This window comes from Flavobacterium xanthum (genome assembly GCF_900142695.1).
Classification (GTDB): domain Bacteria; phylum Bacteroidota; class Bacteroidia; order Flavobacteriales; family Flavobacteriaceae; genus Flavobacterium; species Flavobacterium xanthum.
The window spans coordinates 1-15926 of record NZ_FRBU01000020.1; the positions used below are offsets into that span (position 1 = coordinate 1).

The 15926-nt window shown below is 35.2% G+C and carries 14 protein-coding genes; 10 read left to right on the top strand and 4 right to left on the bottom strand.

The window, feature by feature from the left end; translation table 11 throughout:
* The first annotated feature begins 185 nt into the window (after window positions 1-185).
* Window positions 186-1913 (top strand): tetratricopeptide repeat-containing sensor histidine kinase, encoded by a 1728-nt coding sequence (locus BUC11_RS09670; protein WP_073353662.1) that lies wholly within the window; start codon window positions 186-188, stop codon window positions 1911-1913.
* Here BUC11_RS09670 and BUC11_RS09675 read toward each other — a convergent pair.
* The gene (locus tag BUC11_RS09675; RefSeq protein ID WP_073353663.1) at window positions 1888-2385 is read right to left on the bottom strand and encodes a metallophosphoesterase family protein; all 498 of its coding nucleotides are present in this window, start codon (window positions 2383-2385) and stop codon (window positions 1888-1890) included. The genes BUC11_RS09670 and BUC11_RS09675 overlap by 26 nt on opposite strands.
* Window positions 2386-2635: 250 nt before the next feature.
* On the opposite strand from BUC11_RS09675, the gene truA reads away from it, so the two are divergent.
* The 6 genes from truA (at window position 2636) to cysK (ending at window position 10098) form a co-directional block, all read left to right on the top strand.
* Entirely contained in the window at window positions 2636-3376 is a 741-nt protein-coding gene (truA, locus tag BUC11_RS09680) for a tRNA pseudouridine(38-40) synthase TruA (protein WP_073353665.1), read from the top strand.
* Window positions 3377-3460: 84 nt separating this feature from the next.
* Window positions 3461-5215 carry an ABC transporter ATP-binding protein gene (locus BUC11_RS09685; RefSeq protein ID WP_073353759.1) on the top strand — a complete coding sequence of 585 codons (1755 nt, stop codon included), beginning with the start codon at window positions 3461-3463 and terminating at the stop codon, window positions 5213-5215.
* Window positions 5216-5556: 341 nt separating this feature from the next.
* Entirely contained in the window at window positions 5557-6945 is a 1389-nt protein-coding gene (gene lpdA / locus BUC11_RS09690; RefSeq protein WP_073353666.1) for a dihydrolipoyl dehydrogenase, read from the top strand.
* A 330-nt stretch (window positions 6946-7275) separates the two neighbouring features.
* Window positions 7276-8061, top strand: coding sequence for a hypothetical protein (locus BUC11_RS09695; protein WP_073353668.1), 786 nt, complete (start codon window positions 7276-7278; stop codon window positions 8059-8061).
* Window positions 8062-8341: 280 nt separating this feature from the next.
* A complete protein-coding gene (locus BUC11_RS09700; protein WP_073353669.1) occupies window positions 8342-9178 on the top strand; it encodes a serine O-acetyltransferase in 837 nt (278 codons plus the stop codon).
* Window positions 9179-9183: 5 nt separating this feature from the next.
* Window positions 9184-10098, top strand: a complete 915-nt coding sequence (cysK, locus tag BUC11_RS09705) for a cysteine synthase A (protein WP_073353671.1) — start codon at window positions 9184-9186, stop codon at window positions 10096-10098.
* Between the two features lie 132 nt (window positions 10099-10230).
* Here cysK and BUC11_RS09710 read toward each other — a convergent pair whose 3' ends face one another.
* Complete coding sequence (locus BUC11_RS09710; RefSeq protein WP_073353673.1) at window positions 10231-11271, bottom strand: RluA family pseudouridine synthase; 1041 nt, start codon at window positions 11269-11271, stop codon at window positions 10231-10233.
* Window positions 11261-11884: a PASTA domain-containing protein gene (locus tag BUC11_RS09715; RefSeq protein ID WP_073353674.1), complete on the bottom strand. Its 624-nt coding sequence runs from the start codon at window positions 11882-11884 to the stop codon at window positions 11261-11263. Before BUC11_RS09715 ends, BUC11_RS09710 begins: the two co-directional genes overlap by 11 nt.
* Before the next feature lie 217 nt (window positions 11885-12101).
* On the opposite strand from BUC11_RS09715, the gene BUC11_RS09720 reads away from it, so the two are divergent.
* The 3 genes from BUC11_RS09720 to BUC11_RS09730 all read left to right on the top strand — a co-directional run bounded on the left by BUC11_RS09720 (window position 12102) and on the right by BUC11_RS09730 (window position 14336).
* Entirely contained in the window at window positions 12102-13073 is a 972-nt protein-coding gene (locus BUC11_RS09720) for a D-alanine--D-alanine ligase (protein WP_073353675.1), read from the top strand.
* A gap of 82 nt (window positions 13074-13155) precedes the next feature.
* Window positions 13156-13611, top strand: a complete 456-nt coding sequence (coaD, locus tag BUC11_RS09725) for a pantetheine-phosphate adenylyltransferase (RefSeq protein ID WP_073353677.1) — start codon at window positions 13156-13158, stop codon at window positions 13609-13611.
* Window positions 13612-13757: 146 nt separating this feature from the next.
* Window positions 13758-14336, top strand: coding sequence for a PhnA domain-containing protein (locus BUC11_RS09730; protein WP_073353678.1), 579 nt, complete (start codon window positions 13758-13760; stop codon window positions 14334-14336).
* A gap of 237 nt (window positions 14337-14573) precedes the next feature.
* On the opposite strand, the gene BUC11_RS09735 is transcribed toward BUC11_RS09730, so the two are convergent.
* Entirely contained in the window at window positions 14574-15923 is a 1350-nt protein-coding gene (locus BUC11_RS09735) for a DEAD/DEAH box helicase (protein WP_073353680.1), read from the bottom strand.
* Window positions 15924-15926: the final 3 nt, after the last annotated feature.

Below are 15926 nucleotides of genomic sequence, written 5' to 3' on the forward strand. Positions count from 1 at the left end.
CAGGGAAAAGAATTAATTTTCTTTTCTTTGTTCTGAAAAAATATTTCATCTTTCTTTGAGATTCCTAACTTTCGCATTTATTAATTGAATTCAAGAATTATAAAAGATCAAAAAAATATTTTTAAATGAAGGAACTAGCCACAATCAAAACCAATTGAAACCAAAAGATTAAAATAGAGAACTTTATGCTGCTGAAACACATTCTTATTTTATTGCTTTTCGTATCGAATAGTTCTTCTTTTAGTATTTTAGCACAGACAAAACTCCCTTCAAAAAACGATGCGATTTCCATCGCTAAAGAAGCCAATGAACTATTAAAAAAGGGCAACTATGAGAAATCATTGATAAAATCAAGAGTTGCTTTAAATATGGCTATCCGTTTGAAAGACAACAACCTTATTGCCGGTTCGTACAATACCATTGCAGCAAATTTTGATCAGTTATCAGAAACAGACAAAGCTTTTTACTATTACAACAAAGGGTTAATTTATGCTAACAAAACCAATAATGACGTTCTAAAAAACTGGTTGAACAACAATTTAGGTAATATTTATTGTTTTGATAAAAAGCAGTACGAAAAAGGAATATTTTACTATAAAAAATCGTTACAGTACAGCACTAAAATTAAGGATTCTGCCCAAATAGTTTTCACAAAACTTAATTTGACTTGGGCTTATTTTGACATTAATCGCTACGAAGAAGGTCTTCCTTATTTAAAATACATTAACAAACACCACAAGCGTTACGGTGACATTTCCACTATTGTCGCACTAAACATGCTGAATGGAATGTACTACAATTACAAAAATGATGTGAAAGCAGCCGATTTTTATTTTAAAACTGCAATCAAACTAGGAAATGCAGGCAACGAAAAATCGGACTTATCTTATTCCCATTATGAATTTTCTAAGTTTTTATTAAAAAACGGTGATTATGAGAACGCTTATAAAAACCTGGCCCTTTTCAATAAAATTACAGATGAATTAAACAACGAAGAAAAAATCAACAAAGCTAATGTCGCTGGTATTAATCTCCAAATTGATGAATACAAACGAGAAATTGATAAAATAGAAAACGAGTTTAAAACAAAAGAATCTGCGTTGTTACAAGAACAATCCAAAAACAAAAAGATTGTTATTGTATTAATCGCTATTCTGCTGTTGCTCTTCTTTCTCTTTTATTTCTATTCTCAAAATGCACAATTAAGACATAAAAACAAACTAAAAGACTTAAGAAGCAAAGTTCAAGAGAACTTAATCAATGCCTCCATCAACGGCCAAGAATTAGAACGAAAAAAAATCGCTTCATTTTTACACGATAATATTAGTGCTCTACTTTCATCAGCAGGAATGCATCTTCATGCTTGCATCTCTCAAAATCAGTCTACCTCGAAAGAAATCATTAAAACGAAAGCCATTTTAGAAGAAGCCCATGACCAAGTTCGAGATTTATCTCATGAATTAATGCCTTCGCTTTTAGCCCGATTTGGCTTATTTGACGCCTTAGATGACTTATGCGAAAAAAATTCAAGTTCTATTCTTCACTTTGAATATTCCAGTTCCTTAAATAGAAAAACGCGTTACGATGAAGATTTTGAAATAAAAATTTATTTCATCATTATGGAATTACTTAACAATACTATAAAACACAGTGAAGCAGGACAAGCTAAATTAAGCATACAGGAAAATAATGAATCGCTTCAGATTACTATTATAGACAACGGAAAAGGATTTGATTCTACCAAATTCCATATTTTGGAAGGTTTTGGACTCAATCAAATTAAAGCGCGACTTAATTATCTTAGAGGAACGGTGGAAATAAATTCAAAGCCTAATTTAGGCACATCTATTACTATAAATGTTCCTATAACTTATCAGAAAAAAATAATCAAACCCGTTTTTCAATCTCAATAATTTCCAAATCTTTGATTTTGTCGCCCTCAATCACAAAGCGCAGCATAGTTCGTACTTGGTGAAAACCACTTTTTCCCGCTGCACCCGGATTCATGTGCAAAAGATTGAATTTTTTATCGAACATCACTTTGAGGATGTGAGAATGTCCACAAATAAATAATTTTGGCGGATTCAATTCCATTTCTGATTTGATGTTCGGATTATATTTCCCAGGATACCCACCAATGTGCGTAATCCAAACCTCTACCCCTTCACACTTAAAGCGATTGTGCAGAGGAAACTCCATTCGAGCTGTTGCATCGTCTATATTCCCATAGACACAGCGCAACGGTTTTAGCTTTTTGATGCTATCCGTTACGGCTAAATCGCCTATATCACCCGCATGCCAAACTTCATCAGCCTGTGCAACGTATTTTAAAATGGTATCGTCAATATGACTGTGGGTATCGGAAAGTAGAAGTATTTTTTTCAAAATTGTTTTTTTAAGGGATATTTGTATCGCCAGTTCGCTTTGCTCGTGTCCTGCTATCCGGTAAAATCTTGTTGTCTATTAAAAAATAAAGAACAAGGATTTTCACTACTATCTGGACTAGTATTTTGTGGTAAAAATAAACATTCGTAATCCAAATAAAAAATCAAACAGAAACTTAACAAACTTTGACACTTGACCCCTTTCTAGCAAAAAAATTAATAAGTATCTTTGTAGCTTCAAAAAAAATCACTTGAGATATTTCGTCAAATTAGCTTATAACGGAACCCAATACCACGGATGGCAATACCAACCTAACGCCGCTTCAGTTCAAGAAACGATGAACAAAGCATTTTCGGTAGTATTAAATACCACTTTAAATCTAATGGGAGCTGGAAGAACGGATACTGGTGTACATGCTAAAGAAATGTATGCTCACTTTGATTTTGAAAAACCATTTGATCTTGTGAGTTTAGTTCATAAACTAAACTCTTACTTGCCTAAAGACATTGTAATTTATACCATTATCCCAGTTCATGATGAAGCGCATGCACGTTTTGACGCTTCAAAAAGAACCTATGAATACCATATCAATACATTTAAAGATGTTTTTTCACAAGAACAAAGCTGGTATTTCCATCAAAAGTTAGATCTCGATTTGATGAACGAAGCGGCGCAATTGTTATTGAACCATATTGATTTTCAATGTTTTTCAAAAGTCAATACAGATGTAAATACATTTGACTGCACTATTTTTGAAGCTAATTGGAAGCAAGAAAAAAATACCTTAATTTTTACTGTTTCGGCAAATCGTTTTTTGCGAAATATGGTCCGTGCGATTGTGGGAACATTAGTAAACGTAGGATTACATAAAATTACCTTGGCTGATTTTACGGCCATTATAAAAAGTAAAAACCGAGATAAAGCAGGTTTTTCGGTTCCGGCACATGGTTTATATTTAACCAAAATAGAATACGAATACATTACGCAATAGCCCTGATAGAAGTGAAAATCCTATTTAGTTTTTCTTTAAAAACCAAATAGATTGCAACGAATAGCAGGAATAGCTCCAAAAAAAATGAAAGCAAAAGCATTTGACACTAGATTATTTAAACGAATATTAAAATTTACCAAACCCTATCAATGGCGGTTCAATGGCGTGATTGTATTTGCCATCTCCTTATCTGTATTTGCGGCATTGCGTCCGTATTTATTGAAACAAACTGTAGATGGATACATCGCTACCCAAGACCAACAGGGATTATTACTTTATGTGGTATTGATGGGAATTGTACTCTTACTGGAGGTGTTTTCTCAATTTTACTTTGTTTATTGGGCCAACTGGTTGGGTCAGGACATCGTGAAAGACATTCGGACTAAACTGTTTCAACACATTTTGAGTTTCCGAATGAAATATTTTGATCACGTTCCTGTTGGGCAACTCGTAACACGTTCTGTATCAGATATTGAATCTATTGCAAGAATTTTCAGTCAGGGACTCTTCATGATTATTAGTGACTTGATGAAAATGCTCGTGGTATTGCTTTTTATGTTTTACATGAACTGGAAACTGACTTGGATTGTAATTGTTGCGATGCCGGTTTTGGTTTTTTTTACAAGAATATTTCAAAGAAAAATGCAAGTAGCTTTTGAGGAAGTTCGAAATCAGATTGCCAACATGAACTCCTTTGTTCAAGAACGGGTAACAGGAATGAAGATTGTGCAGCTCTTTAACCGTGAAAAAATTGAGTATGAAAAATTCAAAGACATCAATTATAAGCACAAAAAAGCGTGGATAAAAACCATTCTTTACAACTCCATCTTCTTCCCTATTGCTGATATTATTTCATCACTAACACTTGGTTTTATTGTATTGTACGGTGGAATTAAGATATTAAACGGAGATAATTTTACCACTTTTGGAGATTTATTTTCTTACACCATGTTTATTGGAATGCTGTTTAATCCTTTGCGCCAAATTGCTGATAAATTCAACGAAATGCAATTAGGAATGATTGCGGCGAATCGTGTTTTTGATATTTTGGATACGGAAGATCAAATACAGGATACCGGAATCATTGAAGCACCTGTATTTAAAGGAGATATAAAGTTCAAGAAAGTTCGTTTTGGTTATATTCCAGATGAGGAAGTAATAAAAGGAATTGACCTTGAGGTAAATGCAGGTCAAACCGTTGCTATTGTCGGTTCTACAGGAGCTGGAAAATCTACAATCATTAATTTACTGAATCGTTTTTACGAAATTAACAGCGGTTCTATTTACATTGACAATCACAATATTGAGAATTATACATTGGGTTCATTACGAAAACAAATTGCCGTTGTTTTACAAGATGTTTTCCTATTTGCTGATACTATTTTTAATAATATTACCTTGAATAACCTTGAAATAAGTCGGGAACAAGTTTTGGCTGCAGCCAAGAAAATTGGCGTTCATGAATTTATTATGAGTTTACCGGATAATTATGATTTTGATGTGAAGGAACGTGGTGTAATGCTTTCTTCTGGTCAACGCCAGTTGATTGCTTTCTTGAGAGCGTATGTGAGTAATCCTAGTATTTTGATTCTGGACGAAGCGACTTCTTCAATAGATACCTACTCCGAAGAATTGATTCAACGCGCTACCGAAACCATTACAAAAGGCAGAACTTCAATTGTAATTGCACACCGACTTGCCACTATTGTCAATGCGGACAAAATTGTGGTAATGGATAAAGGGCTGATCGTAGAACAAGGGACCCACCAAGAATTAATTAATCGTGAAAAAGGCTACTATAAAAACTTATATGATTCGCAGTTTTCGGTGGCAATTTAACAATCGTTCGTAATGCAATTCCAATATATAAAACCACTCGTTCTTTGTTTAAAATTTAAAAAATTGGGTAGTGGTAACACTGACTTTTGAACGTTGAAACTTTAATAAATCGCTACTTACAGTTTTTAATTTTAGAAAAATGCCCTATTTAAACTTTGTCGTTTGAAACTTTCTCAAAACAGAATAAATTCTTAAATTCGCCCAGTCAATTAAAAAAGACAAATACATAAAATGAAGTGCGCTTTTGCAAATTTCAGCACCAACAAAATAAACAACAGTTATTAAAATAAAATGGGTTTTTACAAATTCATTTTTACAACTATTCAAATAAAATCAAAAAAATGAAATACGATATTATAGTTTTAGGAAGTGGTCCAGGTGGTTATGTTACAGCTATTAGAGCATCACAATTAGGATTTAAGGTAGCAATTATTGAAAAAGAAAACTTAGGCGGTGTATGCTTGAACTGGGGATGTATCCCAACAAAAGCATTATTAAAATCAGCACAAGTTTTTGATTATCTTAAACACGCTGCTGATTATGGATTGACGGTTTCCTCCTTTGACAAAGACTTCTCAGCAGTTGTTCAACGCAGTCGTTCAGTGGCTGACGGAATGAGCAAAGGGGTTCAATTTTTGATGAAAAAAAATAAAATTGATGTGCTTGACGGTTTTGGAAAACTAAAACCAGGAAAAAAAGTTGACGTTACTGACAAAGACAATAAAGTCACTGAATACAGTGCAGACCATATCATCATTGCTACTGGAGCACGTTCTCGTGAGTTACCAAACTTACCACAAGACGGTGTAAAAGTAATCGGTTATCGTAAAGCGATGACTTTAGCTACCCAACCAAAATCAATGATTATTGTAGGTTCGGGAGCGATTGGAGTTGAATTTGCACATTTTTACAATTCGATGGGAACCGATGTAACGATTGTAGAATTCATGCCAAATGTAGTTCCGGTTGAAGACGAAGACATTTCGAAACAAATGGAACGCTCTTTGAAAAAAGCTGGAATCAAAATCATGACAAGCTCATCAGTAGAAAGAATTGATACGACTGGTGCAGGAGTTAAAGCATTTGTAAAAACAGCAAAAGGAGAAGAAGTTTTAGAAGCAGAAATTTTGCTATCGGCTGTTGGAATCAAAACCAACATTGAAAACATCGGATTAGAGGAAGTTGGAATCGCTACTGACAAAGATAAAATTTTGGTAAATGCCTACAACCAAACTAACATTCCAGGTTATTACGCCATTGGTGATGTTACACCAGGACAAGCGTTAGCTCACGTAGCTTCGGCAGAAGGAATCAATTGTGTAGAGAAAATTGCAGGACTTCACGTTGAGCCTATCGACTACGGAAACGTTCCAGGATGTACGTATGCAACTCCTGAAATTGCATCTGTAGGTTTGACTGAAAAACAAGCTAAAGAAAAAGGATACGAATTGAAAATTGGTAAATTCCCTTTCTCAGCGTCAGGAAAAGCAAAAGCTGCCGGAACTCCAGATGGTTTTGTAAAAGTAATTTTTGATGCTAAATACGGAGAATGGTTAGGATGTCACATGATTGGAGCCGGAGTTACAGATATGATTGCTGAGGCAGTTGTAGCACGTAAACTGGAAACTACAGGTCACGAAATCCTAAAATCAATCCACCCACATCCAACGATGAGCGAAGCCGTTATGGAAGCTGTAGCTGCTGCGTATGATGAGGTAATTCACTTGTAAATAAAAACTCTATAGAAGTGTACTGTTGCAGTTCTAGAAGAAAATAACAAATCCGATTGGTGTACGCCAATCGGATTTTTTTATAGGTTAAATTAAGGAGTTCATTTGAACTGCCACTTCTTTACTTTGTGTACTTGGCGGTACAACAAACCACGCTAAACCACTATTATTCAAAATCTTAAATAAATTAAAAAACAGTTTAACTTAGAATTATGAAACTTTTCTACAGAATTACATAACAAAATATTCTTACCTAATTCCGTACTTTGAATAAATCAAAATTGTCGAACAGACAAGTCGATTTTTGGTAATGGTTTAAATATACGTCTTATGAAAAATATTTATTTAAATGCTGGAACACTAAATGAAGTTTTTACTGAAATTCAAACCTCTTTTAATGGAGTTTTAAATTCAAACAACAACGAGTTTAAACTAATCTTAAATACCGATTTGATCAAGGGAAATATTGATGGAATTAATTTCATAAATGGTATTACATCGATTCAGGTTAGTCTTACTTTTTTTGATGATGTCACGCTTAGCATAGAATCATTTAGTAACTCTTCTATTGTATTCGCGTATTGCAATGAGGAGCATTTTAGACATAGTTATGGTATTTCTGGTCCACAATTCACTATCCAAAAACAGCATACTGCAATCGAAAGTAGCAATCGAAGTGTGAACAGTATATTATATTTCAAAAAAAACAATCCGGTACAATTTTCAATTATTAAGGTAGAAACTGAAAGTTTGGAACTAAACAGCACCGATTCATTACTTTCGGATCTCAAAAAGACTTTTTTAAATAAACAACCAAATTTTACCTATCACGGCATTCAAAATTTAAGAATTGCAGAAAAATGGAATCAATTGAAAGCGATAACAGAGCAAGGAATGGTGGGACACATTCTCAAAAAAGACCTAATACAATCGATAGTAGTACTCGAAATTGAAGACAACACAGATCCGGTACTTAAAATGGCACGTGGTATTAAACGATCAACTTTACTCCAGATAAATGAAACGAAAAAGATCTATAGTTTCATCAAACAGTATTCTTTTGACGTCCTTTACAACAAAGTCATCAGTTCAAAAAGCAGACTTTTTATTAAGTAATAATACTAAAAAATGGAATCCCGCAGTTACCTTATTTTTAAATAATATACCAGATTTAGAATTGCGCTAATTATTGCGCTATCTCATGAATGCTGACTGGATTTATGTTCATAAATAAGACCTTTATCCAAAACCATTTACAACACAATACATACTTTTTGTGGGAATTTAACATATTAACATTAATTTACAAAGTAGCGTTATGAAACTATTCAATTCTACTCTATCTTTGTATTTCGAGTATTTTTGCTCGTTTAATTTAGATTTTATTCCAAAATAAATGAATACTGAAAATAACCGCTTTTCGAATATACTGCAGGAAAGTCAAAATAATAATTGGGTCAGAGCCATTGATTCTTCTAAAATTATTAATTGGATTGACGATTTGTTCAAAATATTATTTCCTGAGAAAGCATTAGAAACGATCCAAATCGAATTGCTGTTAGACCAGAGTAAAGCCAACTTTATTTCTATACTTTCGGAGATTGTAAAAGACAAAACAGCGAATCAAATTTTAGATGATGCCGAAGCGTTTTATGCTGCACTTCCTGATTTATATTCCTCCATGCAAAAAGATGCGCAAGCTATATTAGACACGGATCCCGCTGCGGATTGCATTCAGGAAATCATCAATTCGTATCCAGGCTTTTTTGCTATAGAAGTCTATCGAATTGCTAATGTCATTGCTTCCCTTACTGCTTGCTTACTGCCTCGAATTCTTACCGAGTACGCACACAGTAAAACAGGAATTGACATTCACCCTAGCGCCACAATAGGTGTTCCTTTCATGATTGATCATGGTACTGGAATTGTCATTGGCGAGACCACCATAATTGGAAAATATGTAAGTATTTATCAAGGAGTTACTTTGGGAGCGTTGCAAGTCGAAAAGAGCATGCAAGAAAAAAAACGACATCCTACCGTTGAAGATCATGTTATAATATATGCCAATGCTACCATTTTAGGAGGAAGCACTATTATAGGAAACCATAGCATTGTAGGGGGTAATACATTCATAACCAAAAGTATGAATCCATATTCATTTGTCATGCAATCAAATAAAAATACGGTTTTGAACCAACAAGAAATAAAAGACATTAATTTTTTCTCTATTTAAATACTATGAAATACAACAATATACTCGAAACAATAGGCAATACACCACATGTAAAAATCAATCGCTTATTTGGCACTGACCATAATGTCTGGATCAAACTAGAACGTGCTAATCCTGGAGCCAGCATCAAGGATAGAATCGCATTGGCTATGATAGAGGACGCCGAAGAAAAGGGATTACTCAAAGAAGGGAGTACCATTATTGAAGCCACATCTGGAAATACAGGCATTGGACTTGCTATGGTAGCAGCGGTTAAAGGCTATAAGTTAATACTTGTTATGCCAGAATCGATGTCGATAGAAAGACGCCGACTCATGAGCCTCTATGGTGCTGAATTTGTATTAACGCCTCGTGAAAAAGGAATGAAAGGCGCACTGGAAAAGGCAAATGAACTGGTAACAGAAATACCAAATGCTTGGTCACCGCTTCAGTTTGACAACCCAGCAAATATTGCTATTCATAAGACTACGACTGCTCAAGAAATCATAAAAGCATTTCCTGATGGCCTAGATTATATGATCACTGGCGTAGGTACTGGCGGTCACATCACAGGTTGTGCTGAAATCTTGAAACAACATTTCCCTAACTTAAAAGTCTATGCCGTAGAGCCGGAAGCATCGCCCGTAATTAGTGGAGGTACACCCGCTCCTCATCCTATTCAAGGAATCGGTGCTGGATTTATCCCTACAAACCTACATACGGATTTATTAGATGGAACCATTCAAGTGAGTAAAGAGGAAGCATTTGCTTACACCCAAAGGGCAGCAAAAGAAGAAGGAATGTTCATTGGAATTTCCTCGGGAGCATCACTGGCGGCAGTAGCAAAGAAATTAGCTGAAATCCCTAAAGACGCTAAAATATTGACTTTTTGTTATGATACAGGTGAACATTATTTAAGTATTGAAGGATTGTTTGTTTAAATAAAAATGCTTTTTAAAGTTTCCATGCCGAAAAATTATTGAGTACATAATAGTTCATTTGTGAAAAACACAAAAAAAACATAAAAATGAAAATGCCCCAAAAAGTTAGATACTATTTGGGGCATTTCTATTCTACTCTTCTTCGTCCGGGCCATGAGATTTGGAATATCCTCTCCACTTCTCAATGCAATCTTGTAAATCCTGTGGGAGCTCAGTATCAAAACGCATCATCTCACCGGTTGTAGGATGCACAAAGCCTAAAGTCTTTGCATGTAACGCCTGCCTTGGTAATACTTTGAAACAATTATCAATAAATTGCTTGTATTTTGTAAATGTAGTTCCTTTCAAAATCAAATGACCGCCGTAGCGCTCGTCATTAAAAAGAGGGTGTCCTATGTGTTTTAAATGGGCCCGAATTTGATGTGTTCTCCCCGTTTCTAGTTGGCACGAAATCAAAGTAACGTAACCAAAACGTTCCAGAACTTTGTAATGTGTGACAGCCGGTTTCCCTATTTCTGGGTCGGCAAAAACGGCCATCTGCATGCGATCTTTCAGGTGACGCGCTAAGTTTCCTTCAATAGTCCCGTGCTCTTCTGTTACATTTCCCCAAACCAAAGCTACATATTCCCTTTCAGAAGTTTTTGCTTCAAATTGCTTAGCCAGATGCGTCATGGCAGCTTCGGTTTTGGCAATCACTAACAATCCGGAAGTATCTTTATCGATTCGATGCACTAAGCCGGGGCGCTCGCTACTGTTCATGGGCAAGTTATCAAAATGATAGGCTAATGCATGAACTAACGTTCCAGTATAATTCCCGTGACCAGGGTGTACCACCATTCCTGGCACTTTATTTATCAATAATAAAGTCTCATCTTCATAAACTATATTTAGCGGAATATTCTCTGGAATGATATGATTTTCATACGGAGGATGCGTCAGCATAACCCGAACCACATCATTCGCTTTCACCTTGTAATTTGACTTAACAGTCGCATCATTCACAAAAATATTACCTTCTGTTGCGGCAGTTTGTATTTTATTCCGAGTCGCATTTTGGATAAGACCCATTAAATATTTATCAATTCGTAAAGAGGCTTGCCCTTTTGGAACCTCAAATCTAAAATGTTCAAATAACTCCTCTTCTAAATCTATGGTATCTCTATTATTGTTCATCAACTGGTGTTTCTTCTATTGGGGCTGCCAGCGTATCGACAGCATTTTCTTCTTCTTGGTAACTCATTTTTCCGTCCCCTAAAACCAAATCAATTTTAGATGATTTCAGGACTCTGTCACCTACTTTTAGGTTTCTCCCTTTAAAACGCATTTCTAACACCATATCTTTTCCAAGATTGGGCACATACGTTACGGTACCTTCTTCAAGTCCTAAAGCTTTCAATGTAGGCACGGCTTCACGATACGTTTTTTCAATTAAATCTGGAATTCGAACAGACGAAAATCCAGAAGTATTAATCTTAATATATATTTTTCTACCTACTTTTACTTTCGTTCCAGGCGTAGGATCTTGCTCTACCACACTAAATTGAGGAAAATCACTTCTATAATCCACACTGTCCAACAGTACGTAATCTAAATCTAATTCATCCAGTTTGGTTTCCACTTGTTCTTCGGTAAGCTTGCGCAAATCCGGCACTGAAATTTCATGACCGTGATCTGTGGTAAAAGTCAACCAATGCATAAACAAATAGCCTAAAGCGGCAATAATGGCAAAAGCAATCAATACTTGTACAAGAAAGACACGGCTAGTAAGATACTTACGTAAACTCATAAATTTATTTTTATTTGTGGCAAAGATAAAGCTATTTCGTTTCAAAAAAAATGATAATTTTGTTTAATGCTTTTAGGAGCTATTTCCCGCTATTCGTTACAATCTTTTTATCCGCCGAAAAGGCTGATAAAAAGGATTTTCACTACTATCGGGGCTAGAATCTCGTGTCAAAAACACCTTATATTTATTTGAACAACTAAGAACAAAACGATACTAAATGAAAAACATTGCCATCATCATGGGCGGATATTCCAGCGAATATAAAATCTCACTCATCAGCGGAAACGTCGTATATCAATTCCTAGACAAAACGAAATACAACGGATTCCGAATCCATATTTTCAAAGAGAAATGGGTTTATGTTGATGCTAATGATGCCGAATTCCCCATCGATAAAAATGATTTTTCAGTAACTGTTGCTGATAAAAAAATTACTTTCGATTGTGTTTTCAATGCCATTCATGGAACACCTGGCGAAGATGGATTGATGCAGGCCTATTTCGAATTATTGCACATCCCGCAAACCTCTTGCGATTATTACCAAGCGGCTTTAACGTTTAACAAACGCGATTTATTATCCGTTTTAAAACCGTACGGAATCAAAACGGCCACTTCCTATTACTTAAACAAAGGCGATGCTATCAATACTGAAGAAATTGTCGCTAAAGTAGGCTTGCCGTGTTTTGTAAAACCAAATAAAGCGGGTTCCAGTTTCGGAATTTCAAAAGTAAAAACGGCTGCCGAATTACCAATTGCGATAGAAATGGCCTACAAAGAAGACAACGAAATCATCATCGAAAGTTTTCTTGACGGCATTGAAGTTTCAGTTGGAGTAATCAATTATAAAGGAAAAGTTACCGTTTTACCAATTACTGAAATCGTTTCTGACAATGATTTCTTCGATTATGAAGCCAAATATTTAGGTAAATCACAAGAAATCACACCAGCAAGAATCTCAGACGAAATGACTCAAAAAGTAAGCGATATAGCCAAACGTGCTTACGAAGTTCTCAAAATGAAAGGGTTTTCCCGTAGCGAATTTATATTGGTAAACGGAGAACCACACATGTTGGAAATGAACACCATTCCTGGATTAACTACTGAAAGTTTGATTCCACAACAAGCAAAAGCCGCTGGAATTTCACTGGAAGATTTATTTACTAATGCGATAGAATTGGCATTAACCTAAATCATAACTTGTCATTTTTAAGAAGGAGATAACCAACACAAAAAGATTTCTCCTTTGTCGTAATGACAAAAAAAACATACACATGAGAAAAGCCATATTCCCAGGATCGTTTGACCCAATCACATTAGGACATGAAGATATTATCAAAAGAAGCCTTCCACTATTTGATGAAATCGTAATTGCCATTGGAATCAATGCCGAAAAAAAATACATGTTTACCCTTGAGGAAAGAAAACGGTTTATTGAAGAAACCTTCAAAAACCAACCAAAAGTAACAGTGATTACCTACGAAGGATTGACTATCGATTTGTGCAAAAATATTAAAGCCGACTTTATACTGCGCGGATTGCGCAATCCAGCCGATTTTGAGTTTGAAAAAGCCATTGCTCACACCAACAGACGCTTGTCAAAAATTGAAACTGTGTTTTTATTGACCGCTGCAAAAACTTCTTATATCAGCTCCAGTATTGTGAGAGATGTAATTAGAAATCACGGACAATATGAAATGCTAGTTCCTGAAGCAGTACGCGTCAAATAATTTAAAAGAGATTTTGTCAAGTCTTGCGCAGTCGAGACTAAAAGATAGGTCTCGACTGCGCTCGAGTTGACAAATAAACAGTAATAATATTACTTGTGAAACGAAGCAAGAAGCCGTACTTTCACCAAAAATAAAAGCCTTTAAATATGAGTGTAGAAAGAGAATTAAATAAACGCAGTGGATCTAAGTGTGAACTTTGTGGTGCTACCGAAAACCTAAAAGTATATGAAGTCCTTCCAGCAAAAAAAGGTGGAATTGACGAAAGTATCTTGGCTTGCAGTACTTGTATTGACCAAATTGAAAACCCAGAGACACTAGATTTAAATCATTGGAGATGTCTAAATGACAGTATGTGGAATGAGAATGCAGCGGTGCAAGTTGTTGCTTGGAGAATGTTAAGTCGTTTGCGAGCTTCAGGATGGCCACAGGAATTATTAGACCAAATGTATTTAGACGAAGATACTTTGGCGTGGGCTCAAGCAACGGGAGAAGGAGAAGAAGAGGAAAACAAAGTGATTCATAGAGATAGCAATGGAGTGATTCTTGAAATAGGAGACTCAGTGGTTTTAATCAAAGATCTGAAAGTAAAAGGTTCAAGCATGGTAGCCAAACAAGGAACTGCAGTGCGTAACATTCGTTTAGATCACGAAAATGCGGAATACATAGAAGGAAAAGTAGATGGTCAAACTATTGTAATTATTACTGCTTATGTGAAGAAAATATAGTTTTTTATATTTTCAGTCGCAGTCACAGTTTTCAGTGCCTTAAGTTGAAAAAAGTAATCGGTTGCGATGCACTTTTTTCAATTGATCTAAAAAAAAATCGTTAACAGTAAGAGTATTTTTACTGTTAACGATTTTTTTTATTAGACTAATTTTACTGATTACTAAAAGCTGAAAACTGATCACTCTTTTCACTGTTCACTCTTTTAAAACTGAACACTGAATACTAAAAACTGAACACTAATTCTCCTCTTCTTTCTTTATTACTTTTCTCGCAACTTCAATTTTAAATTTCTTACCTTTCATTTTCTCCTCTTTAATGGCGTTCAATAAATCTTTTACTTTATTGAATTTCACGGCCGCAAAAGAGATAAAATCTTTCACTTCAATCAATCCTAAATCGCCTTTTTCAAGTTTTCCCTTTTGAGAAAAGAAACCTACGATGTCAATTTTGTTCAATTTATTTTTCTTCCCACCACTGATGTAAATGGTTTGAAATTCCGGTGGTTTTGGTAATGATGTGGAGTTTTCTACTTTCAAAGCTTCCATTCCGTAGTCAATATAATCCATTTTTTTCTCACTTTCATGAGCAATAATATAGGCTGTTCCTGAAGCCAACATACGTGCTGTACGTCCGTTTCTGTGTGTAAATTCATCTTCTTTGGAAGGTAAATGATAATGAATTACGTGATTCATCTCCGGAATATCAAGTCCACGAGCCGCTAAATCCGTTGTGATTAAATAACTCACACTTCCATTACGAAATTGAATTAAAGCGCGTTCTCTTTCGTCCTGATCCATTCCGCCATGATAATACGTAGCATAAATTCCTTTTTCGTTCAACGTGTCACTAATGCGTTCTGCAGCATCACGATGGTTGCAAAAAACAATAGCCGATTGTGATTTCAATGAACAAATCAAGTTGAACAAACTTCCTATTTTGTCTTTTTCTTTCGAAATCACCATTTTCATCGAAAGGTTCGTTTCTTCCTCATTTTCTGGAATAAAGTCCAAAATCGTTGGGTTCACCACTCTAGTGTATCTTGGAATCTCAATATCGGAAGTTGCCGAAACCAAAACGCGTTTGTTCAGTTTGGTTAACTTTCCTATGATAAATGACATTTGCTCATGGAAACCCAATTGCAAAGATTTATCAAATTCATCCAGAATTAATGTTTGGATTTTATCCACACGGTAAGTTCCTCTGTCAATATGATCGGCAATTCTCCCAGGAGTTCCTATTAAAACAGCGGGTGGATTGCTTAAATTTTTAATTTCAGTATCTATAGAATGTCCGCCGTAACACACATTTACTTTATAATCGGTTCCCATTTTTTTCCAAACCTGCTCAATTTGCAATCCCAATTCTCGCGATGGAACTAAGATTAAACATTGAACGGATTGGATTTCTGGTTGTAGCATTTCTAAAATGGGCAACAAAAAAGCCAAGGTCTTCCCTGAACCTGTTGGCGAAAGCAATAAAATATTACTATCATTCAAAATTGCATCTTGTGCAACTTCTTGCATTTCATTCAGGCTTTCGATACCTAAATTCAAAAGTATATTGTTGGAATGGTGTTTCTTATTCATTTT